Source organism: Mycobacterium adipatum (genome assembly GCF_001644575.1).
In the GTDB taxonomy this organism is placed as follows: Bacteria; Actinomycetota; Actinomycetes; order Mycobacteriales; family Mycobacteriaceae; genus Mycobacterium; species Mycobacterium adipatum.
Map to the genome: position 1 here is coordinate 4668963 of NZ_CP015596.1, position 21152 is coordinate 4690114.

The 21152-nt window shown below is 67.2% G+C and carries 23 protein-coding genes; 20 read left to right on the forward strand and 3 right to left on the reverse strand.

What is annotated here, in order from left to right:
• Window positions 1-105 precede the first annotated feature (105 nt).
• Together A7U43_RS22150 and A7U43_RS22155 are read left to right on the forward strand one after the other, a co-directional pair.
• Window positions 106-1455, forward strand: coding sequence for an FAD-dependent oxidoreductase (locus A7U43_RS22150; RefSeq protein ID WP_067999425.1), 1350 nt, complete (start codon window positions 106-108; stop codon window positions 1453-1455).
• A gap of 119 nt (window positions 1456-1574) precedes the next feature.
• On the forward strand, window positions 1575-2522 hold the full coding sequence (locus A7U43_RS22155) for a hypothetical protein (protein WP_067999427.1): 948 nt from the start codon (window positions 1575-1577) through the stop codon (window positions 2520-2522).
• A 52-nt stretch (window positions 2523-2574) separates the two neighbouring features.
• Here A7U43_RS22155 and A7U43_RS22160 read toward each other — a convergent pair whose 3' ends face one another.
• On the reverse strand, window positions 2575-2922 hold the full coding sequence (locus A7U43_RS22160; protein ID WP_411289533.1) for a hypothetical protein: 348 nt from the start codon (window positions 2920-2922) through the stop codon (window positions 2575-2577).
• Between the two features lie 142 nt (window positions 2923-3064).
• On the opposite strand from A7U43_RS22160, the gene hisN reads away from it, so the two are divergent.
• From hisN to A7U43_RS22180, 4 genes are all read left to right on the forward strand, one after another.
• A complete protein-coding gene (gene hisN, locus A7U43_RS22165) occupies window positions 3065-3850 on the forward strand; it encodes a histidinol-phosphatase (RefSeq protein ID WP_068003424.1) in 786 nt (261 codons plus the stop codon).
• Between the two features lie 82 nt (window positions 3851-3932).
• Window positions 3933-5321: an acyl-CoA dehydrogenase family protein gene (locus A7U43_RS22170; RefSeq protein ID WP_067999431.1), complete on the forward strand. Its 1389-nt coding sequence runs from the start codon at window positions 3933-3935 to the stop codon at window positions 5319-5321.
• Window positions 5322-5348: 27 nt separating this feature from the next.
• On the forward strand, window positions 5349-6563 hold the full coding sequence (locus A7U43_RS22175) for an acyl-CoA dehydrogenase family protein (protein WP_067999433.1): 1215 nt from the start codon (window positions 5349-5351) through the stop codon (window positions 6561-6563).
• Between the two features lie 190 nt (window positions 6564-6753).
• Window positions 6754-7650 (forward strand): endonuclease domain-containing protein, encoded by an 897-nt coding sequence (locus A7U43_RS22180; protein WP_068003427.1) that lies wholly within the window; start codon window positions 6754-6756, stop codon window positions 7648-7650.
• 133 nt (window positions 7651-7783) lie between these two features.
• Here the strand turns inward: A7U43_RS22180 and A7U43_RS22185 are convergent, their stop codons facing one another.
• Entirely contained in the window at window positions 7784-8755 is a 972-nt protein-coding gene (locus tag A7U43_RS22185) for an esterase family protein (protein WP_067999435.1), read from the reverse strand.
• A gap of 228 nt (window positions 8756-8983) precedes the next feature.
• On the opposite strand from A7U43_RS22185, the gene A7U43_RS22190 reads away from it, so the two are divergent.
• The 11 genes from A7U43_RS22190 (at window position 8984) to A7U43_RS30405 (ending at window position 19017) form a co-directional block, all read left to right on the forward strand.
• Window positions 8984-9550 carry a TetR/AcrR family transcriptional regulator gene (locus tag A7U43_RS22190; RefSeq protein ID WP_067999437.1) on the forward strand — a complete coding sequence of 189 codons (567 nt, stop codon included), beginning with the start codon at window positions 8984-8986 and terminating at the stop codon, window positions 9548-9550.
• Window positions 9551-9587: 37 nt separating this feature from the next.
• A complete protein-coding gene (locus A7U43_RS22195; protein ID WP_067999439.1) occupies window positions 9588-10751 on the forward strand; it encodes an acyl-CoA dehydrogenase family protein in 1164 nt (387 codons plus the stop codon).
• Window positions 10752-10763: 12 nt separating this feature from the next.
• A complete protein-coding gene (locus A7U43_RS22200; protein WP_067999441.1) occupies window positions 10764-11366 on the forward strand; it encodes an NAD(P)H-dependent oxidoreductase in 603 nt (200 codons plus the stop codon).
• 112 nt (window positions 11367-11478) lie between these two features.
• The gene (locus tag A7U43_RS22205) at window positions 11479-12570 is read left to right on the forward strand and encodes a homogentisate 1,2-dioxygenase (RefSeq protein WP_067999443.1); all 1092 of its coding nucleotides are present in this window, start codon (window positions 11479-11481) and stop codon (window positions 12568-12570) included.
• A complete protein-coding gene (locus A7U43_RS22210; protein ID WP_067999445.1) occupies window positions 12570-13760 on the forward strand; it encodes an alpha/beta hydrolase in 1191 nt (396 codons plus the stop codon). The genes A7U43_RS22205 and A7U43_RS22210 overlap by 1 nt, the downstream gene beginning before the upstream one ends.
• Window positions 13757-14962 carry a CaiB/BaiF CoA transferase family protein gene (locus A7U43_RS22215; RefSeq protein WP_067999446.1) on the forward strand — a complete coding sequence of 402 codons (1206 nt, stop codon included), beginning with the start codon at window positions 13757-13759 and terminating at the stop codon, window positions 14960-14962. Before A7U43_RS22210 ends, A7U43_RS22215 begins: the two co-directional genes overlap by 4 nt.
• Before the next feature lies 1 nt (window position 14963).
• Window positions 14964-15857, forward strand: coding sequence for a hydroxymethylglutaryl-CoA lyase (locus A7U43_RS22220; RefSeq protein ID WP_067999448.1), 894 nt, complete (start codon window positions 14964-14966; stop codon window positions 15855-15857).
• Between the two features lies 1 nt (window position 15858).
• A complete protein-coding gene (locus A7U43_RS22225; RefSeq protein ID WP_067999450.1) occupies window positions 15859-16473 on the forward strand; it encodes a TetR/AcrR family transcriptional regulator in 615 nt (204 codons plus the stop codon).
• A 20-nt stretch (window positions 16474-16493) separates the two neighbouring features.
• Entirely contained in the window at window positions 16494-17732 is a 1239-nt protein-coding gene (locus tag A7U43_RS22230) for an acyl-CoA dehydrogenase family protein (protein ID WP_067999453.1), read from the forward strand.
• Entirely contained in the window at window positions 17729-18685 is a 957-nt protein-coding gene (locus A7U43_RS22235; protein WP_231963386.1) for a phosphotransferase family protein, read from the forward strand. The genes A7U43_RS22230 and A7U43_RS22235 overlap by 4 nt, the downstream gene beginning before the upstream one ends.
• Complete coding sequence (locus A7U43_RS30405) at window positions 18682-19017, forward strand: DUF6285 domain-containing protein (protein WP_231963387.1); 336 nt, start codon at window positions 18682-18684, stop codon at window positions 19015-19017. The genes A7U43_RS22235 and A7U43_RS30405 overlap by 4 nt, the downstream gene beginning before the upstream one ends.
• 4 nt (window positions 19018-19021) lie before the next feature.
• On the opposite strand, the gene A7U43_RS22245 is transcribed toward A7U43_RS30405, so the two are convergent.
• The gene (locus A7U43_RS22245) at window positions 19022-19636 is read right to left on the reverse strand and encodes a class I SAM-dependent methyltransferase (protein ID WP_156525997.1); all 615 of its coding nucleotides are present in this window, start codon (window positions 19634-19636) and stop codon (window positions 19022-19024) included.
• 42 nt (window positions 19637-19678) lie between these two features.
• On the opposite strand from A7U43_RS22245, the gene A7U43_RS22250 reads away from it, so the two are divergent.
• The 3 genes from A7U43_RS22250 to A7U43_RS22260 are packed head-to-tail and all read left to right on the forward strand — an operon-like array spanning window position 19679 to window position 20981.
• A complete protein-coding gene (locus A7U43_RS22250) occupies window positions 19679-20050 on the forward strand; it encodes a nuclear transport factor 2 family protein (protein ID WP_068003437.1) in 372 nt (123 codons plus the stop codon).
• Window positions 20051-20059: 9 nt separating this feature from the next.
• Complete coding sequence (locus A7U43_RS22255) at window positions 20060-20572, forward strand: YceI family protein (RefSeq protein ID WP_067999457.1); 513 nt, start codon at window positions 20060-20062, stop codon at window positions 20570-20572.
• 10 nt (window positions 20573-20582) lie between these two features.
• Window positions 20583-20981: an Rv3143 family two-component system response regulator gene (locus tag A7U43_RS22260; RefSeq protein WP_067999458.1), complete on the forward strand. Its 399-nt coding sequence runs from the start codon at window positions 20583-20585 to the stop codon at window positions 20979-20981.
• Window positions 20982-21152: the final 171 nt, after the last annotated feature.

Genomic DNA, 21152 nt, shown 5'->3' on the forward strand with positions numbered 1-21152 from the left:
CCCCCGATCGCCGCGGCGCCGCTAGCATCGGGTGCGGTAACAACCTCCGGTGGCGTCGCGACAGCCCCTTGCGCACCGCCGGTCAGCCCCATGAAAAGGCTTTCCATGCGCCCGTACCACGTGGCGATTGTCGGCTCAGGCCCGTCCGGGTTCTTTGCCGCCGCGTCGCTGTTGAAAGTTGGACACGAAGACCGCGATTTTCGGGTCGACATGCTGGAGATGTTGCCCACACCGTGGGGACTGGTCCGCTCCGGCGTCGCACCGGATCACCCGAAGATCAAGTCGATCAGCGCGCAGTTCGAGAAGATCTCCGCGGACCCGCGGTTTCGGTTCTTCGGCAACATCGCCGTGGGCGAGCATGTGCACGCCGCCGAGCTGGCCGAGCGGTACGACGCGGTGATCTACGCGATCGGCGCCCAGGCCGACCGTGAGCTCGGCATCCCCGGCGAAGATCTGCCCGGCAGCATCGCCGCCGTCGACTTCGTCGGCTGGTACAACGCCCACCCGCATTTCGGCGAGATGGCGCCCGATCTGTCCGCCGACCGCGCCGTGGTGATCGGCAACGGCAATGTCGCGCTCGACGTGGCGCGGATCCTGATCAGCGACCCGGAAATCCTCGCGCAGACCGATATCGCCGACCATGCGCTCGACCGGCTCGGGCCGCGCGGCCTGCGCGAGGTCGTCGTGGTGGGACGCCGCGGACCGCTGCAGGCACCGTTCACGACGATGGAACTCCGCGAGCTCGGGCACATGGAGCAGATGGCAGAGGTCGACGTCGTCGTCGAGAGCGCCGACCTCGACCGCATCACCGACGAGGAACTCGAAGCCGCCGACAAGAGCGTGCGGCAGAACATCAAGGTGCTGCGCGAGTATGCCGCGCTGGAGCCCCCGGGTGCGCAGCGCCGGGTGGTCTTTCGCTTCGCCACCTCCCCGATCGAGATCCGCGGGGACGGTCGGGTCGAGTCGATCGTGTTGGGTCGCAACGAACTCGTCGACGAGGGCGGCCGGGTCGTGGCGAAAGACACCGGTGAGCGCGAAGAGCTCCCCGTGCAGTTGGTGGTGCGCGCCGTCGGCTACCGCGGCGTGCCCGTCGACGGTCTGCCGTTCGACGAGCGCTCCGGCACCATCCCGCACGCGGACGGACGCATCGAGGGCCACGAGCACGAATACGTCGTGGGTTGGATCAAGCGCGGCCCGTCGGGCGTCATCGGCAGCAACAAGAAGGACTCCGCCGACACCGTCGAGACGCTGCTACGCGATTTGGGCGAGCCCGGCTTCGACGAGACACACGCCGCGCAGTTGCACGAGTGGCTGCTGTCGCGCCAACCCAAGCTGGTCACCGACGATCACTGGCAGCGCATCGACTCCCACGAGCGTGCGGCGGGCGATGCCCAGCACCGGCCGCGGGTGAAGTTGTCCAGCGTCGAGGAGATGCTGGGGATCGCGCACGGCTGACGCTCTGCAGGCCTCGCCGCGCCACCGCGAGATTGCCGTTATCGAGGCGGCTACTCGCACTTTGTCTCGACAGGTGCAATCTCGCGGGGCTTGTCGGTGCGGTTGGGCAGCATCACCGCATGGGGGAGCTGATCGTGGGTAGCCACGCACGTGCCGCGGGAACCGTAACCGACCATGAACTGCGGCGCTGGTATGACCGCGTCCACCGCGACATCTACACCTCACGCGGCCACCAGCTCACGTTGGACGAACGCATCGCCGCCGCGCACCTGCGTACGGGAGGTACAGGTGTGATCGCGGGTGTCGCCGCATCGGCACTGCTCGGCGCGGAGTGGGTGGACGGCGACATACCCATAGAAATGATCTGGAACATCAGCCGCGCCCCGGCCCGGATCATCGTGCGACGGGAGCGCATCGGCGCCGACGAGATCACCGCGCACAGGGGCGTTCCCGTGACGACGCCGACGCGGACTGCCCTCGACATCGGTCGCCACCTCGGACGCGGCGAGGCCATCGCCCGTCTGGACGCGCTGCAGCGCGCGACGCCGTTCCAACAGGACGACGTTGTCGCGCTGGTGGAGCGGTATCGAGGTGCGCGCGGCCTCAAACAGTTGCGGTCGTTACTGCCACTCGTCGACGGCGGTGCCGAGTCACCCCGGGAATCCCGGCTGCGGTTGCTCTACCTCGACGCCGGATTCCCGGACCTCACCACCCAGATCCAGGTGTACGACGGTCGTCGTCCACTGCGCAGGCTCGACATGGGTTGGGAGCAGTTCATGGTCGCCGTGGAGTACGACGGCGGGCAGCACCAGACCGACCGCTATCAGTACTTGAAGGATCTGCGCGTGATCCCGCAGCTGGAGCGGATGGGGTGGACGGTGCTGCGGGTGGTGAGGGAACAGAGCGACAGAGAAACCCTGGTGCAGGCGTATCGCGCGCTGATCGCCCGCGGCTGGGACGGAATACTCGGCACACCGCACCCGTCCGTCGCCCGGCTCGTCGCGAGTTTGCCGTTGTCGAGGACGTCACTCGCACTTCCACTCGACAACCGCAAACTCGCGGGCTGATCACTCCCCGGGCGGCAGACCAGCCGGAAGTCGAAGTGGCATCGACGCGCTCTCAGTTGGCGGGCGGGTAGTTGGGAGGCGGCGGCGGGTAGTTGGGAGGCGGCGGCGGGTAGTCGGGCGGCGGGGCGTCCAGCGGCGCGAAACCCCACTTGTCGGGATTCTTCGGCGAGTAGACGACGTCGATCAGCTGGCCGATGGTGGGCCACTGGGTGACGTCGACGACCATCCGTTGGTACACCACGTGTTCGTTGACCGTCGGGCCGTTGATCACACCGCTGATGGTGACGAACTGCTCGCCGACCTCGTCGGGGCGCGGGCTCACACCGGTCACCAGCAGAGTCCCGGGGGCCATGTTCGCCCCTACCGCTCCGCCACCGTTGCGGCGGCGGATCCACGGCATCGCTATCAGGACCAAGGCACCCACCAGGAGCAGGATCATCGCGAATTCGATCACGCCCCCATGGTAGGACTGCGGTCATGAGCGAAGCGTGCGAGCGAATCATCGGACCCCAATGCGGCAGCCGAGCCTGCGAGGCGACCGCATGAGCGACGTGTCCGACGATCTCGACCTTGCCCTGCGACTGGCCGACCAGGCCGACGAGCTGACGATGGCCCGGTTCGGCGCGCTGGACCTGCGCATCGAGACCAAGCCCGATCTCACCCCGGTCACCGACGCCGACAAGGGGGCCGAGGAGGCGCTGCGCGCCGCGCTGTCCGCCGCCCGCCCCGATGACAGCATCTTCGGCGAGGAGTTCGGCGGCGCCGCACCGTTGACAGGGGCCGACACCGGCCGCGTCTGGGTGCTCGACCCGATCGACGGCACCAAGAACTTCGTCCGCGGCGTCCCGGTGTGGTGCACGCTGATCGCCCTGATCTCCGACGGCGTCCCCGTCGTGGGGGTGATCAGCGCTCCCGCGCTGGGGCGGCGCTGGTGGGCGGGTGCGGGCCTGGGTGCCCACACCTCGTTCGGCGGCAACACCCGGCGCATCCAGGTGTCCGGGGTCGGTGAACTGTCCGCGGCGAGCTTGTCCTATTCGGATCTGACGACGGGTTGGGACGACCGCCGCGAGGGTTTCCTGGCGTTGACGGACGCGGTGTGGCGGGTGCGCGCCTACGGGGACTTCTGGTCGTACTGCCTGGTGGCCGAGGGGGCTGTCGACATCGCCTGCGAGCCCGAGGTGAAGGTCTGGGACATCGCCCCGCTGGACATCCTGATCAGGGAGGCCGGCGGCCGGTTCACCAGCATCGACGGCGCCGCCGGCCCCCACGGCGGGAGCGCGCTGGCCACCAACGGCCGGCTGCACGAGGCGGTGCTCGCCGCGTTGTGAGGTTCGTTACAGCCCTCGTCTATCTTACTCTGGAGTAAGATACGGTCATCACGCATTGCCCATCCCACCAGAGGCTGCCGAAATGACTCAGATCGAATCCCGCCCGAAGCGCAAAGGCCCGGAGAGCGCCGTCGGGCTCCAGAAGCACAAGCGGACCGCCACCGATATCGGCATCGCGCTGCTCACCCCGCTGGTCGGCCAGGAGTTCCTGGACCGTTACGGCCTGCGCGACCCGCTGAACAAGGGCATCCGCTACGGCGTCAAGACGGCGTTCTCCGCCGCCGGCGCATCCACCCGTCAGTTCAAGAAGATCCAGAACCTGGGCGGCTCCCCCACCCGACTGGCGGCAAAACCGTCGGACTACTTCGACCTGACCCCCGACGACGACCAGAAGATGATCGTCGAGACCGTCAGCGAGTTCGCCGAGGAGATCCTCCGCCCGGCCGCGCATGACGCCGACGCGGCGGTCAGCTATCCGGCCGATCTCATCGCCAAGGCCGCCGAGCTGGGGATCACCGCGCTGAACATCCCGGAGAACTTCGACGGCATCGCCGAACACCGCAGCACGGTCACCGGCGCGCTCGTCGCCGAAGCGCTCGCCTACGGGGACATGGGCTTGGCGCTGCCGATCCTGGCCCCCTCGGGCGTGGCCTCCGCGCTCACCCACTGGGGCAGCGCGGACCAGCAGGCGACCTACCTGCCCGAGTTCGCCGGCGAGAACGTGCCGCAGGCAAGCGTCGTCATCGCCGAACCGCACGCGCTGTTCGACCCGACCGCGTTGAAGACCACGGCCGTGCGCACCCCGGGTGGCTACCGGCTTTCCGGCGTGAAATCACTTGTCCCGGCGGCTGGTTCGGCCGAGCTGTTCATCGTCGCCGCACAGCTCAACGGCAAGCCGGCCCTGTTCATCGTGGAGGCCTCGGCCGATGGGGTGACCGTCGAGGCCGATCCGTCGATGGGTGTGCGGGCCGCCGCACTGGGCCGGGTCGCACTCGACAACGTCGCGGTGCCGCTGCACAACCGCCTCGGGGAACCGGACCGATCCGACCAGGACTATGCTCAAGATTTCTCCGAAGCGATCGCCTACTCCCGATTGGGTTGGGCCGCACTGGCAGTCGGCACCTCGCACGCCGTGCTCGACTATGTCATCCCGTACATCAAGGAGCGCGAGGCGTTCGGTGAGCCCATCGCCCACCGGCAGGCTGTGGCCTTCATGACGGCCAATATCGCCATCGAACTCGACGGGCTGCGATTGATCGCGCTGCGCGGTGCCGCACGTGCCGAGCAGGGCCTGACCTTCGCGCGGGAAGCCGCGCTGGCCAAGCGGATCGCCACCGACAAAGGCATGCAGATCGGACTGGACGGCGTCCAGCTGCTCGGCGGCCACGGCTTCACCAAGGAGCACCCGGTCGAACGCTGGTACCGCGATCTGCGGGTACTCGGCGTCGCCGAGGGTGTCGTCGTCCTCTAAAGACTTCTAGGAACGGAAAACCCAGTCATGGCAATCAATCTGGAACTACCCAAGAAACTGCAGGCGGTCGTCGAGAAGGGTCACCAGGGAGCGGCGGAGATGCTGCGCCCGATCTCGCGCAAGTACGACCTCGCCGAGCACGCCTACCCCGTTGAGCTCGACACCCTGGCCAACCTCTTCGAGGGGTTGCAGGAGGCCAAGACCATCTCCTTCGCCGGAGCGGACGCCTTCGGTGGCCGCAACGACGAGGGCAAGAAGACCAACGTCAACGGCGCCAACATGTCTGCGCTGCTGAACGCCCTGGAGGTCAGCTGGGGCGATGTCGCACTGCTGTTGTCGATCCCCTTCCAGGGGCTCGGCAACGCCGCGATCTCCAGCGTCGCCAACAAGGAGCAACTGGAACGTTTCGGCAAGGTGTGGGCCTCGATGGCCATCACCGAGCCGAGCTTTGGCTCCGACTCGGCCGCGGTGTCCACCACCGCGACGCTCGACGGTGACGAGTACGTCATCAACGGCGAGAAGATCTTTGTCACCGCGGGATCCCGCGCCACCCACATCGTGGTGTGGGCGACGGTCGACAAGTCACTGGGTCGTGCGGCCATCAAGTCGTTCGTGGTGCCGCGTGAGCACCCCGGTGTCACCGTCGAACGCCTCGAGCACAAGTTGGGCATCAAGGCCTCCGACACCGCGGTGATCCGTTTCGAGAACGCGCGGATCCCGAAGGAGAACCTGCTCGGCGACCCGGAAGTCAAGGTCGACAAGGGTTTTGCCGGGGCCATGGAGACCTTCGACAACACCCGGCCCATCGTGGCCGCCATGGCGGTCGGCGTCGCCCGCGCCGCCCTGGAGGAGCTTCGGGTCATCCTCACCGAGGCCGGCATCGAGATCTCCTATGACAAGCCCGCCCACGCGCAGAGCGCGCCGGCGGCGGAGTTCCTGCGCATGGAGGCCGACTGGGAGTCCGGTTATCTGCTGACCGTCCGCTCGGCGTGGCAGGCGGACAACAAGATCCCGAACTCCAAAGAGGCCTCGATGGGTAAGGCGAAGGCCGCCCGGGTGGCCAGCGATATCACCCTCAAGGCGGTCGAGATGGCCGGCACCGCAGGGTACTCGGAGCAGACGCTGCTGGAGAAGTGGGCCCGCGACTCGAAGATCCTCGACATCTTCGAGGGCACTCAGCAGATCCAGCAGCTGGTGGTCGCCCGCCGCCTGCTGGGTCTGTCCTCGGCCCAGCTGAAGTGATGCTCGGTGGCGCCGATCGGGGGGTCGGCGCCACCTCCCACTTCTGCTCGCCGAGAGTGCGGTTTCATTCGCAACACACCGCGGCCCCCGTATCCCGACGCACACTCGGGTGAGTCAGCCTGTGGATAACATGCGCGAATCGGGTGTCGACGGCTGATTCGTGTCGGCGCTCGTCGTCACCGTCGGTGGCATGAACCCCGTCGATTGGCCATTCCGCGGCCCGGAGGCCGTGTCCGACGGCACCCTGACGTTCCGTGAACTTCGCCGCTTCAACAGGGCCATCTACCCGGCGGTGTGGATACCTCGCGACACCGCGCTGTCCCCGCAGGAGCTGGCCCGCGCGGCGTGGTTGTGGTCAGACCGCCGCGGCGTGGTGAGCGGCCTGTCCGCCTCGGCACTGTTGGGCGCCAAATGGATCGACGCCGGTGAGCGCGCCGAGATCATCCACAGCAACCGCAGGCCGCCGGCCGGGCTGATCGTGCGTAGCGACACCCTGGCGCCCGGTGAGACAACCGAGGTCTCCGGCATGCAGGTCACCAACCCGGCCCGCACTGCATTCGATCTCGGGCGTCGACTCAAGCTACGCGCGGGCGTGCAACGCGTCGATGCCCTGATAAGCGCCACCCGGGTGCAGGTTGCCGACGTCCACGCCGTCGCGCGTCAACATCCGGGCGCCCGCGGGCTACGCCAGTTGCGAGAGACTCTGGATATCGTCGACGGAGGCTCGGAATCCCCGTACGAGTCGTTGACGCGACTCGTACTGGTGCGCGCCGGGTTTCCGCGGCCGGTGACTCAGATCAGGGTCTACGACAGGTACGGCATCGCGCTGGCCCGGCTCGACATGGGCTGGCCCGAGTATCGCATCGCGGTCGAGTTCGACGGCGCTCAGCACTGGACGGACCCAGAGCAGCGGGACCGCGACATCGAACGCCACGCCGCCCTGGAAGCGCAGCGATGGATAGTCATCCGGATCAGTGCCGGCCTGCTGCACACCCATCGAGGGGCGTTCTTGGACCGCGTCCATGCGGCATTGCTGTCGCGGGGCTGCCCGCCGTTCGAGTATTCGGGTGACGACTGCCGCTATTGAGCAGGCGAGCTCCCCGAAAGTGCATCCGCATACGCCCGATGTCGGCGAGCCGCGGACGAAACCGCACGCTCGCCGAGAAGCAATAGAAAAATCCCCCGAGGCGCAGTGCCCCGGGGGATTCTCTACGGCTTACTTATGCGCCGAGAACACGCTGCAGGTCGGGCAGCATGGCCTGGAGCTCGCGGCCCCAGTACGCCCAGTTGTGCGTGCCGTTGTTGGGGAAGTTGAACACACCGTTGCTACCGCCCGCGGCCAGGTAGTTGTCGCGGAAGGTGATGTTGGTACGGATGGTCAGATCCTCGAGGAAGGTGGCGGGCAGGTCGCCGCCGCCGAGCTCGTTGGGCTGGCCGTTACCGCAGTAGACCCAGAGACGGGTGTTGTTGGCCACCAGCGTCGGGATGTTGACCATCGGGTCATTGCGCTTCCAGCCGCTGTTCGGATCCTGGGTCTTACCCCACATGTCGTCGGCCTTGAAGCCGCCGGCGTCACCCATGGAGATGTTGATCAGGAACGGCCACCAGCCCTCGGAGGGGTTCAGGAAGCCCGACATGGAGCCGGCATAGATGAATTGCGCGGGGTGCCAGGTCGCCAGGTTCAGCGCGGACGAACCGGCCATCGACAGACCGACCGCGGCGCTGCCGGTGGGCTTGACGGCCTTGTTGGCCTGCAGGTACGCGGGCAGTTCCTGGGTCAGGAAGGTCTCCCACTTGTAGGTGACGGTCGGGCCCTTGTTGCGGGCCGGTGCGTACCAGTCGGCGTAGAAGCTCGACTGACCACCGACGGGCATGACGACCGACAGACCACTGTCGAGGAACCACTCGAAGGCCTGGGTGTTGATATCCCAGCCGTTGAAGTCATCCTGCGCACGCAGGCCGTCCAGCAGGTACACGGCCGGCGAGTTCTCGCCACCGCTCTGGAACTGGATCTTGATATCGCGGCCCATCCCGGCGGACGGCACCATCAGGTACTCGACCGGAAGTCCTGGGCGCGAGAAGGCGCCGGCGTTTGCCGTCTGCCCAGCAATGGCGATGGCACCGGGTACGACCAGCGCGGCCGCGGCGGCGGCCCCGATCCGGCGCATCCACCGGCCTACAAAGTTCTGCATCAGATTCTTCCCAACTCTAATTGTCACGGTCCCGCCCGACCCTCGGTGCTGTTGGCCCAACACCCAGAGATACCGCAGTGCCTCTTTGCACTGCGGTATCCGCGTCCGCTCATACGATTCGGATCGTGGAGCGGACCGAGAATTCAGTTGTCGCGACTTGCAGTAAAACATGCAGCGAGCGGCAACAGAAAGTCAGGGGTGTGCGCGAGTCGCCGTAGGCTGCCCGTCATGACGCCCGCCCAGAACCCGTCCGGCAACCGTCTGACCATTGACGATTGGCTTCAGGCCGGATACGCGATCCTGGCCGAGGACGGCATAAAAACGCTGAAAATCGAACGTTTGTGTGCACGCCTGAAGGTGACCAAGGGCAGCTTCTACTGGCACTTCGACGGCATGCCCAGCTACCGGGCGGCCCTGGTCGAGGGCTGGCGCAACCTGCGCGACGAGGATCGCAGCCAGATCGAGGCCATCGGGGAGTTGCCGCCCCGCGAGCGGCTCGCCCAGATGATGACCTCCCTGGTGAGCCCGCGGCATTGGACGCTGGAACGCGCCATGCGCGAGTGGGCACGCTCCGATGACACCGTCGCCGACAGTGTGCGGGCCGCCGATCGGCGGGTCCTGGCCGCCGTGCGCACCGCGTTCGAGGACGCCGGGTTCGATCCCGACGAGGCCGACCTCCGTGCGAACGCCACATTTGCCGTCGGCATCGGATTCCTGCACCTGTCCGGCCGGGTGCCCGACCCCGGGCAGGCCGCACAGAGCGAGCGCTTCCTGGACCTGATGCTGGCGCGCTGACCGCTTTCCATACTAAAAAGTATGGAACGGTCTGGCCATGACGACGATCGAGGCCCGCGGCCTTATCACCGATGAGTTCGTGAGCGCACTGGCCCAGCGCGCCGCCGAGGCCGAGAAGCTGCGCCGGCTGCCCGAGGCGACCATGGCGGACCTGACCGCAAGCGGGTTCACCGACCTGCTGGTGCCGACACGCTACGGAGGGCAGCAGGCCCCCTTCCCGGCCCTGCTGGACCCGGTGCGGCGGATGGCACACGGCTGCACCTCCAGCGCCTGGACGATCGGCTTCTACGCGCTGCACAACTGGATGCTGGCGCTGTTCGGGGAGCAGGCCCAGCAGGAGGCCTTCGGCACCCGGCCCTTCCTGGCGCCGGCACCACTGGCCCCGACGGGCAGAGGGCTGCCGGTCGACGGCGGCATCCGGCTGTCGGGGCGCTGGTCCTGGGCCACCGGGGTGAACCACGGCAACTGGATCATCGTCGCCGCACTCTGTGGACCGGACGAGGACATCTACCCCGCTCTTGCGCTGCTGCCCGCCGGCGAGGTCACCGTCGATGACGTCTGGCACACCGATGGCATGCGCGCGACCGGCTCCAACGATGCCATCGCCATCGATGTCTTCGTCCCCGAACACCGACTGGTGAAGGTCGCCGACATCTACGCCGGCACCGCCCCCGGCGCGGGACTGCACGACTCCGCCACCTACCGCTGGCCGATGGTGCCCGCGCTGGCGCTGCTGGCGTCGATGCCCGCGCTGGGCAGCGCCGAACGGGTCACCGAGATGTACGCCCAGCGCCTTGCCGAGCGTGTACTGGCCTACGAGGGCGTCATGCAGAAGGACAAGCCGATCGCCCAGGCGCACCTGGCCGGCGCGCAGGTGCGCCTGCGTGCCTTGCGCGGCCTGCTGGCCGACACCGTCGGTGAGATCGAGACGATCGTTGCGCGCGGCGATTCGGTGGACAAGCCGGTGCGGTCGCAGGCGCGGCTGGCCGCGGCGCACATCGTCGCCGAATCCAAGGCGGTGATCGGCGACCTGATGGGTGCCGGCGGAGCCAGCATCCACTTCCTGACCAGCCCGCTGCAGCGCTACAAGCGCGACGTGGATGTGCTGTCCGGGCACGTGGTGTTCGACTACGACACCAGCCGGGAGCTGGCCGGTGCGCTGTCACTGGGTATGCACATCCCGCGCACGTCGATGATCTGACGAGGTACACCGATGACGACGACACTGTGGGTCGAGGCAAGCCCCAAGGGGGACGCGGCGCTTTCCTCCCAACTGGCGCAGGCCTATCTGGAAGGCCAGGACTACGAGCGGTTCTCGGTATGGGGTGAGGATGTGTTGCGCTTCGGACGGGACGCCGCGATCGCCAAGTTCGCCCCGCTGTTCGGCGAGAGCGTCACCGACGAGCAGCAGGCGATCTGGCAGCAGGTGCTCGACGAGATCGAGCGCGTCCGCCGTTTCGATCGGTTGGTGGTGTCGGCGCCCATGTGGAATTGGCATGTCCCCCATGCCCTCAAGGCGTGGATCGACGTCATCGTGCAACCCATTGCCAGCTTCACCCTGAACGACAAGGGCGAGCACGTCGGCACGCTCGGCGAGGGCAAGCCGCTGCAGCTCATCCTGACCCGCAGCAGCGCCTACGACGGTCGGCACGCAGAACTGCAGGATTTCCAGCGCCCGTATCTGGAGTACGTCTTCGGCATGCTGGGCTATCAGGTCGAGACGCTGGTGATCGAACCCACCACCCGCTGGACACCGGCGGAACGTGAGCAAATGCGCACCGAGGCAATGGCATCGGTACGCGCGCTGGCCGAGTAACCCGTCGGGTCATCGCGGGAGGGCACCGCCGCCGGGGGCCACCCCTTGCGCCCCCACCAAACAAAAAGTAAAGTCACTTTCAGTTTTTTCACCGAGATCTCCGAGGAGCGTCATGGAATCCTTCGTCCATCTGCGAAAAGGCAAGACGCCCAAACGGGTGCACGCCGATCTCGACGGACTCAAGGACGACGAGCTCGGCCGTGGAGGTTTCGTCGGGCGGACCGCCAATATGTACCGGCGCAACGACCCCACCGCGTACCGCACCGTCGGCCCGCTGCGCCCCACCGACGTGCTGTCCTCGGAACTGAAGCCCGGCGACGCCACCGACGCCCAGGGCGGACCACTGCTCATGTTCTCCAACGACGACTGCCTGGTACTGCTGAGCCGACGCACCGAGCCGATGCCGTTCTTCGTCCGCTATGTCGACGGAGACCTGCTCATCTTCGTGCACAAGGGTGCCGGACTGCTGGAAACCGAGTTCGGTCCGTTGCACTACCGCGAGGGCGACTGGGTCTACATTCCCAAGGCCTGCACGTTCCGTCAGATACCCGATTCCGAGAGCACCTGGCTGATGATCCAGGCGACCGACGATTTCCGGGTCCCACCGGCGGGCATCCTGGGCAGGCATTTCCCGTTTGACCCGGCGCAGGTGACCATCCCCGAACCGGCACCCTGCGATGACGACGGCAGGGATGAATACGAGGTACGCCTGATCCACGACGGCGGGCCGACGAGCCTTTTCTACCAACACAATCCACTCGATGTGGAAGGCTGGCGCGGGGACAACTTCCCGTTCACCTTCAATATCGAGGACTACACCGTCATCACCTCCGAGAGCGTGCACCTGCCCCCGACGGTGCACCTGTTCATGCAGGCGACCGGCGTGTACGTGATGAACTTCCTGCCCAAGCCCGCCGAAAGCGTGCCCGGCACCGAGCGCACCCCGTGGTATCACCGCAACGTCGACTACGACGAGATCGCGTTCTTCCATTCCGGCTCCCTGTACGGCATACCGATGCCGCCCGGACTGGTTTCCCATGCGCCGCAAGGAGTTCATCACGGCGCGCCGGAGAAGGCGCGGGAACGCGCGCGCCGCAAGTTCGACGATTACGACCGGGTCGACTGGTCGGTCATCGCCATCGACACCCGCCGCCGACTCATCCCGTCCGCCGAAATCCTCGCCAACGATCTGGGGCAGCACTAGTGACCACCACCGAGACTCCCGTGAAATTCGAGTACGAGCGCATCCCTTATCTGGTCGCCTACCAGAACACCTCCAGCGTCCGCGATGTATACGGCGGCGTCGCCGAGCTCGTCGTACTGGAGAGCTATCTGCTCAAACCGAAGGACAAGCCGTCTGACACCGTGCTGGTGTTCATGCACCCGATCGGTGGCGGCGCGTATCTGCCGATGATCAACGCGCTGGCCCGCGCCGGGCACCATGTCATCTACTGCAACAGCCGGTTCCGCGGCACCGACTCCGCGCTGCTGATGGAAAAAGTCGTCGAGGATCTCGGCGAGTGCATAAAGGACGCCAAGAACCGGTTGGGGTACGACAAGGTGGTGCTGGCCGGCTGGAGCGGCGGCGGATCGCTGTCGGTGTTCTACCAGCAGCAGGCACAGCATCCGACGGTGACCGCCAGCCCCTCTGGTGACGGCCCGGACCTCACTCAACTCGGACTCATCCCAGCCGACGGCATCATGTTGCTGGCCGCCCACATCAGCCGGCACGGCACCATGACCGAATGGATGGACGCGTCCATCCTCGACGAGAACGACCCGTCCAAGCGGGACCCCGAACTCGACCTGTACAACCCCGACAACCCGAACCAGCCGCCGTACACACAAGAGTTCCTGGCCCGTTACCACGAGGCGCAGATCGCCCGCAACCGGCGGATCACCAAGTGGGTCAAAGAAAAACTGGCCGAGCTGAAGGCGGCCGGCCGCCCCGATGACGAGTATGCATTCGTCGTGCACGGCACCATGGCCGACCCGCGTTGGCTCGATCCCACCGTCGATCCCAACGAACGCACCCCGGGGATCTGCTATCTGGGCGATCCTCAGGTGGTGAACAACTCCCCCGTCGGGCTGGCCCGGTTCTGCACGCTGCGCAGCTGGCTGTCGCAGTGGAGCTATGACGACGCCCACGGCGACGCCGTCAAGGCCGGCCCCGATATCGCGGTCCCCGCCCTGGTGATCGGCAACCTCGCCGACGACGCCTGCACCCCCAGTCACACCCGGCGGCTGTTCGAGGCGATCGGGCATCCGGACAAGGAGATGCACGAGATCAGCGGCGCCAACCACTACTACTCCGGACCCGACCAGCGCGGCACCCTGCGTCAGGCCGTCGCGGTGTGCACGGATTGGCTGCATCGGCACGGATTCTCACTGTGACGGCAATCGGGGCCCTCGACGGCATCCGGGTCCTGGAGCTCGGCACGCTGATCTCCGGGCCGTTCGCGGGCCGGCTGCTCGGTGACATGGGCGCCGAGGTCATCAAGATCGAACTGCCCGGCGCACCGGACCCGCTGCGCACCTGGGGTCAGGCCGAACTCGATGGGCACCACTTCTTCTGGACGGTGCACGCCCGCAACAAGAAGGCCGCCACCCTGGATCTGCGCACCGCGCGGGGCCGCGAGCTGTTCCTGGAGCTGGTGGACCGCTCCGACATCATCGTGGAGAACTTCCGACCCGGCACCCTGGAGAAGTGGGACCTGGGCTACGAGGTCCTGCGTGCACGCAACAAGGGCATCATCCTGGTGCGGGTGTCCGGGTACGGCCAGACCGGTCCGGACGCCGGTAAGGCCGGCTACGCCTCGGTCGCCGAGGCGGCCAGCGGGTTGCGCCACATGAACGGATTCCCGGGCGGTCCGCCGCCGCGGCTGGCGCTGTCGCTGGGCGACAGCCTGGCCGGCATGTTCGCCGCGCAGGGCGCGCTGGCCGCGCTCTACCGGCGCAGTGTCACCGGCGAAGGCCAGATCGTCGACACCGCGTTGACCGAAAGCTGCTTGGCCATCCAGGAATCCACCATTCCCGACTACGATGTCGGCGGCGTGGTGCGGGGACCATCGGGGACCCGACTGGAGGGCATCGCGCCATCGAACATCTACCAGAGCGCCAACGGCAGCTGGGTGGTGATCGCGGCCAACCAGGACACGGTGTTCCGCCGGCTGTGCGCGGCGATGGGCAAGCCCGAACTGGCCACCGACGACCGCTTCGTCAATCACGTGGCGCGCGGACGCAACCAAGACGAGCTCGACACGATCATCGGCGCCTGGGCGGCCGACCGGGAACCGGGCGAGATCATCGCCACGCTGTCCGACGCCGGAGTGATCAGCGGTCCGATCAACACCGTGGCCGAGGTGGTCGAGGACCCACAGCTGCGGGCCCGCGGAATGATCGCCGACCACTGGGACGATCGGGTGCAGCGCAATGTCAAGGGCCCGGGTGTCATCCCGGTGCTCTCGGAGACACCGGGCGGCATCCGCAACGGTGGATCGGCCCGTCCGGGCCAGCACAATGACGAGGTGTACTCGGGACTGCTGGGTCTGAGCGCCGAGGAACTGACGACGCTGCAAGAGCAAGGGGTGCTGTGACGTGACGAAAGTCGATATCCGCGAGGTCTGCCTGCGTGACGGCCTACAGATCGAGAAGCCGATCCCGTTGTCCGCCAAGATCGCACTACTGGAAGCCATTGTCGCCACCGGTGTCCGGGAGGTCGAGGCCACCGCCTTCGTCTCGCCGTCGAAGGTGCCCGCCCTGGCCGACGCGGCCGAGCTCGCCGCCGAGCTGTACCGCTTTCCCGACGTCGAGTTCTCGGCGCTGGTGGCCAGCCCGGGCGGCGCCAAACGCGCCGTCGCGGCCGGTTTGAGTTCGATCGAGTACGTGGTGTCGGCATCGGATGCGCACAGCCGGGCCAACGTCGGACGTGACACCGCGGAAGCCACTGCGGCGATCGCCGACGTCACCCGCATCGCCCACGATCACGGCGCCGGAGTCGAGGTCATCATCGCCACCGCCTGGGACTGCCCGTTCGACGGTCCGACGCCAGCTCGCCGGGTGATCGATATCGCTTCGGCGGCGGCCGAACTCGGTGTCGACCGGATCGCCGTCGCCGACACCATCGGAACCACCACCCCGCGCCGGGTCACCACCTTGATCGAGCAGGTCCGCCCGGTGATCGCCGACCTGCCGCTGGGCGCGCACTTCCACAACACCCGCGGCGCCGGACTGGCCAGCGCATACGCCGCCGTGCAATCCGGGGTCACCCGGCTGGATGCCTCCGTCGGCGGCCTGGGTGGCTGCCCGTTCGCTCCGGGCGCCAGCGGCAATATCGCCACCGAGGATCTCGTCTACCTGTTGCGGGACAGCGGTATCGAGGTCGACGTCGACCTCGACGCCGCGATCGCGGCGGCCCGGGTGGCCCAGGACGCCGTCGGGCACGAACTGCCCAGTGCGCTGCTGCGCGCCGGTGATCGCATCCTGGCCTGATATGACGCCCCCGGAGACGCTCACCGCCAAGGGCCGTCAGACCCGTGACGCCATCGAACTGGCCGCCCGGAAGTTGTTCGCCGAGCGTGGTTTTCACGGCACCACGCTGGCCGATATCACCTCCGCGGCCGGGAAGTCCTCGGCGGTGTTCTACCGATACTTCGATGACAAGGAAGACCTGCTGGCCTCGCTGGCCGAGTCCTTCCTGCACGATATCGTCGAGCCGTCCGGCACCCGGGTGCCGCTACCGGAGTCGCCGCAGGACAGCGACTATTTCACCACGGTGGTGACCGGGTACTGGAATCTGTTCCGGCAGAACATCGGCATCATGATCGCCGTTGCACAGCTCGGTGCCACCCAGCCGCGTTTTGCGCAGGTGCAGCACGAGTTCCGGCGGTTCGGCATGGACATGGTCGCCGAATCCGTGCGCCGCGCCCGCGAACAGGGCTACGCGCAGGACCTGGAACCCGAACACATCGCGGCCGCGATCGCATTGCTGTTCGAAAACTTCACCGTCGTCGTGGTGGGCAAACCGGACACCGAGCTGCAGATCAGCGATGCCGACGCCATCAGGACCCTATCGACGATCTGGAAGAAAACCCTGTACGGCTTCTAAAGGACGAAAGAGAGATCACTGTGGATTTCGCTTTACCCGAACACCTTCCGGGTTTGCTGGCCGAGATGGACGCGTTCATCGAGACCGAGATCAAACCGCTGGAACGCGAGAACATGCAGTACTTCGACCGGCGCCGTGAGTTCGCCCGCACCGACCTGGACAACGGCGGCGTCCCGGCCCGCGAATGGGAGGATCTGCTCGACGAGATGCGCCGCCGGGCCGATGCCGCCGGCTGGTTGCGCTACGGGTTGCCCGAGGAATTCGGCGGCCGCGGCGGCAGCAACCTGGATATGGCGGTGATCCGGGAACATCTGGCGCACAAGGGCCTCGGACTGCACAACGACCTGCAGGACGAGTCCTCGATCGTCGGCAACTTCCCTCAGGTCATCATGATGAGCCGGTTCGGCACCGACGCCCAGAAGCGGGAGTGGGTGGAGGCGATGCTCACCGGTGAGCGCTCGATGGCGTTCGGGCTCACCGAACCCAACCACGGCAGCGATGCCACCTGGATGGAGACGACCGCGGTCCGCGACGGCGACGACTGGGTGATCAACGGCGCCAAGCGGTGGAACACCGGTGTGCACCGGGCCACCCATGACCTGGTCTTCGCGCGGACATCCGGCCAAGACGGTTCCGCGGTGGGGATCACCGCCTTTCTGGTGCCCACCGACACCCCGGGTTTCACCGTCCCCTACTACTGGTGGACCTTCAACATGCCCAGCGATCATGGCGAGGTGGAACTCAAGGACGTCCGGGTGCCTGCCGACGCGGTGCTCGGCGAGGTCGACCACGGGCTCGAGGTCGGCCAGACCTTCCTGCACGAGAACAGGATCCGGCAGGCCGCCAGCAGCCTGGGGGCGGCGCAGTACTGCATCGACCGGGCCGCGCAGTATGCCGGAGACCGGATTGTGTTCGGCAAACCGCTGTCGGTGAATCAGGCCGTGCAGTGGCCGCTGGCCGAGCTGCAGACCGAGGCCCAGATGGTGCGACTGCTGGTGTATTACGCGGCCTGGCATCTGGATCGCGACCACCACATGGAGGTGTCGGACAAGGTCTCGATGGCCAACTACCGGGCCAACCGGCTGGTGTGTGAGGCCGCCGACCGGGCGATGCAGATCCACGGCGGTGTGGGCTACAGCCGCCACGAACCGTTCGAGCACATCTACCGGCACCACCGCCGGTACCGGATCACCGAGGGTGCCGAGGAGATCCAGATCCGTCGGGTCGCCCAGCGCATGCTGAAGTTCGGCCGCAAGTGACCGATCCCGCGGCGCTCGCCGGGGTGTTGGCACCCGCGCTCGGCGATGTCACGGTGACCGACCTGCGGGTGCTCACCGGCGGGGCCAGCCGCGCCACTTGGGCCTTCGACGCGCACACGGCATCGGGAGTGCGCGCGCTGATCCTGCGCACCGGGCCACCCGATGACGTGCACGCCGGCATGGAGTTGGAGGCCGCGGCGCTGCGCCGGGCCGCGGCCACCGGGGCGCCGGTGCCGGAGATCATTGCGGCCGACAACTCCCCTGCCGCCCTGGGCAATCCGTTCCTGATCTGCGAGTTCATCGGCGGGGAGACCATCGTGCCCAAGATCGCGCGCACGCTGGATGACACCTCGCGGGCACGGTTGCTGCGGCAGTGTGCGCAGGCGCTGGCCGCGATCCACCGGGCCGACCCGGCGGGCATCGGGCTGGTGGCCTCGGACCCGCTGCACGAGTGGCGTCATCGCCTCGACGAGATGGGTGACACCACAGCGACGTTCGAGTGGGCCTTCCGGTGGCTGGAACTGCATCGGCCACCGGCGACACCGCCGGTGTTGGTCCACGGCGACTTCCGGATGGGAAACCTGATCGTCGACGACACCGGCCTGGCGGCGGTGCTCGACTGGGAGCTGACCCATATCGGCGAGGCCCTCGATGATCTCGCCTGGTTCTGCATCCGGGCCTGGCGCTTCGGCGCGCCCGCGTCGCGGGGTGCGGGCGGACTGGGCAGCATCGAGGATTTCGTCACCGCGTACGAAGAGGCCGGCGGGACACCGGTGGACCGCGTCGCGCTGCGCTGGTGGTTGGTCGCGGCCACGCTGCGCTGGGGGGTCATCTGCCGCTACCAGTACGAACGGCACCGCAGCGGGCTGACCCGCTCGGTGGAGCTGGCCGCCATCGGGCGGCGGGTGTGCGAGACCGAGTACGACCTGCTCAATCTCTTGGAGGCATCGTGACGGATCTGCACTACAAGCCGACCGCCGCGGAACTGGTCGCCGCCGTCGCGGAGTTCCTGGAGGGCGAGGTCCGCGCCGAGACGTCGGGGGCGGTCAACTTCCACGCCCGGGTCGCCGCCAACGTGCTGCGCACCGTGCAACGGGAGCTGCTCGACGACACCGCCGACGAGCCCCGGGCCGCGCTGTTCGAGCTGGGGTTCGGCGACGAGCCCGCGCTGGCGGCCGCGATCCGGGCCGGGGCCTTCGACGGCCGCGATGCGCAGGTGATCCCCGCGCTGCGCGCGCTGGTGTCGCACCGGCTGAAAGTCGCACACCCCGGCTATGAGGAGTAACGCCTCACACCCGGCGCACCCGGGCCAGCCAGGCCGGCTCGTCGACAACCGTGCCGGCCGGCAGCCCCAGCGACCCGGCGTGGGCCTGCCCCACCACGCCGCGGTAGGTCGTCGTCCGCAGCTCCTGGACGTCCCAGCCGTCGGTGAACGCCGAGCGGATCACCTGCTCGCTGACCTGTGGACCGAAGCCACGGCCGGCATCGGAGAGCGCCAGCAGGTGCAGGTGGCCCCCGGGCCGGACCGCGCGGTGCAGACTCCGGACGTAGCGCGCCCGGTCGACATCGTCGAAGATGTGAAACAACGCGCTGTCCAGGATGGTGTCATACCGGGTCCCAGGATCGAGAGCGAAAGCATCGCCGATCTCGAAACGCGCATCCACCCCGCGGGCGGCCGCATTCTCCCGGGCCTGGGCCACCGCGTGCGGCGCCAAGTCGATGCCCAGCACGTCATACCCCAGCCGGGTCAGCAGGATCGTGTGCTCCCCCAGGCCGCATCCGATGTCCAAAATCGGACTGCGCAACAGCCCTGTTTGTTCCAGAGCGACCACCGCGGGTTGTGCTTCACCGATGACCCAAGGCGCAGTGTGTGATTCGTATGCAGTATCGAACCGTTCCTTCATATCAACAGTGTTCAACCTGAACGGGAGTTGAGGTCAATGGAGATGACAGCAGAGGTGGCCGACCGCCTGTTCGACGCCATCGAACGCGGCGACTACACCGACATCGAGGCGCTGTGGGCCGACGATGTCGCGGTGTGGCACAGCGGTGACCAGGCCGACAACGACCGGGCTCTGGCGCTACGGGTCATCCGCTGGTTCCTCCGGACCACCGCGACACGCCGGTACGAGATCCTCGATCGACAGTTCTTCGACGGCGGGTTCGTCCAGCAGCATGTCCTGCACGCCGACGCCACCCATGGCGCTTCGATCGAATTGCGGGTATGCATCGTGATCAAGGTGGGAGCCGACGGCCGCATCACCCGGATCGACGAGTATTTCGACCCGGCCGACATGGCTCCCCTGCTGACGAGCTGAGGAGACGCCATGGACCCGCAGGACTGGATCGGCAACTGGCGGCTGGACACCACCCGCACCGAGCTGGCCTTCCACAGCCCGACGTTCTGGGGGTTTGCGCATGTCAAAGGAATTTTCACCGATGTCGAGGGCTCGGCGGAGGCGGTCGCCGACGGTAACGTCACGGGCCGGCTCAGCATCAGCGCTGCATCGGTGAACACCGGCATCGGCCGCCGCGACAAACACCTTCGCTCTGCCGACTTCTTCGACGTCGAGCGCTTCCCGCTCATCGAGGTGAGTGTGGAATCGGCGGAGGTCACCGGGACCTCCTGGGTCACCCTGAGCATCCTGGTGACGGTCAAGGGCCAGGAACAGGAGTACGACCTCCCGGTCCATGTCCGGGATGCGGCCGGCGGCGAGGTCCAATTGCAGACCACCACGACGCTCAATCGCCAGGCCTTCGGAGTGGACGGCAACCTTCTCGGGATGATGGGTGATGCGGTCACCATCGAAGCCGCCGCGGTTTTCGTCAAGCAGTCGTAGCATCGGCCATGTGGCCGACACCGACGCCCAGCTCCGGATCCTGGTCTACAGCTCCAACCACCGCACCCGCGATCAGGTGCGCTCGGCGCTCGGCCGGCGCATCCACCCCGATCTGCCCGAACTGAGTTACCTCGACGTGGCAACCGCTGCGGTCGTCGTCGAACAGGTCGCCGCGGGCGGGTTCGATCTGCTCATCCTGGACGGTGAAGCGGCCCCCGCGGGCGGGATGGGACTGGCCAAACAGCTCAAGGACGAGGTCGCGGAGTGCCCGCCGATCCTGGTGCTCACCGGGCGACCGGATGATGCGTGGCTGGCCTCCTGGTCGCGGGCGGAAGCGGCCGTGCCGCATCCGATCGACCCGATCCGCCTGGGCGAGGCGGTCGCGCACCTGCTGCGCAACACTGTTTGATTTCCAGCACGAAATACGCTGCGGCCGTAGGTTGTTCGACGCCCTCTTCGAGGAGAGCGGGCGGCTCAGCTATCGGACTCGATACTAACGAAAATGCGCCGCCTCAACCGTTAACGCGACTAAGCTGTGTCCTAGCTCACATCGATCGTCCAACGAGAGAGCGGCACAAAG

Coding starts and splice junctions, on each gene's coding strand:
- hisN (WP_068003424.1), top strand. CDS start 3,065: ATGAGCGACGTGTCCGACGATCTCGACCTTGCCCTGCGACTGGCCGAC.
- A7U43_RS22195 (WP_067999439.1), top strand. CDS start 9,588: ATGACGACGATCGAGGCCCGCGGCCTTATCACCGATGAGTTCGTGAGC.
- A7U43_RS22255 (WP_067999457.1), top strand. CDS start 20,060: ATGGACCCGCAGGACTGGATCGGCAACTGGCGGCTGGACACCACCCGC.
- A7U43_RS22250 (WP_068003437.1), top strand. CDS start 19,679: ATGACAGCAGAGGTGGCCGACCGCCTGTTCGACGCCATCGAACGCGGC.
- A7U43_RS22170 (WP_067999431.1), top strand. CDS start 3,933: ATGACTCAGATCGAATCCCGCCCGAAGCGCAAAGGCCCGGAGAGCGCC.
- A7U43_RS22175 (WP_067999433.1), top strand. CDS start 5,349: ATGGCAATCAATCTGGAACTACCCAAGAAACTGCAGGCGGTCGTCGAG.
- A7U43_RS22160 (WP_411289533.1), bottom strand. CDS start 2,922: ATGCCGTGGATCCGCCGCCGCAACGGTGGCGGAGCGGTAGGGGCGAAC.
- A7U43_RS22150 (WP_067999425.1), top strand. CDS start 106: ATGCGCCCGTACCACGTGGCGATTGTCGGCTCAGGCCCGTCCGGGTTC.
- A7U43_RS22200 (WP_067999441.1), top strand. CDS start 10,764: ATGACGACGACACTGTGGGTCGAGGCAAGCCCCAAGGGGGACGCGGCG.
- A7U43_RS22180 (WP_068003427.1), top strand. CDS start 6,754: ATGAACCCCGTCGATTGGCCATTCCGCGGCCCGGAGGCCGTGTCCGAC.
- A7U43_RS22190 (WP_067999437.1), top strand. CDS start 8,984: ATGACGCCCGCCCAGAACCCGTCCGGCAACCGTCTGACCATTGACGAT.
- A7U43_RS22205 (WP_067999443.1), top strand. CDS start 11,479: ATGGAATCCTTCGTCCATCTGCGAAAAGGCAAGACGCCCAAACGGGTG.
- A7U43_RS22155 (WP_067999427.1), top strand. CDS start 1,575: ATGGGGGAGCTGATCGTGGGTAGCCACGCACGTGCCGCGGGAACCGTA.
- A7U43_RS22185 (WP_067999435.1), bottom strand. CDS start 8,755: ATGCAGAACTTTGTAGGCCGGTGGATGCGCCGGATCGGGGCCGCCGCC.
- A7U43_RS22245 (WP_156525997.1), bottom strand. CDS start 19,636: ATGAAGGAACGGTTCGATACTGCATACGAATCACACACTGCGCCTTGG.
- A7U43_RS22225 (WP_067999450.1), top strand. CDS start 15,859: ATGACGCCCCCGGAGACGCTCACCGCCAAGGGCCGTCAGACCCGTGAC.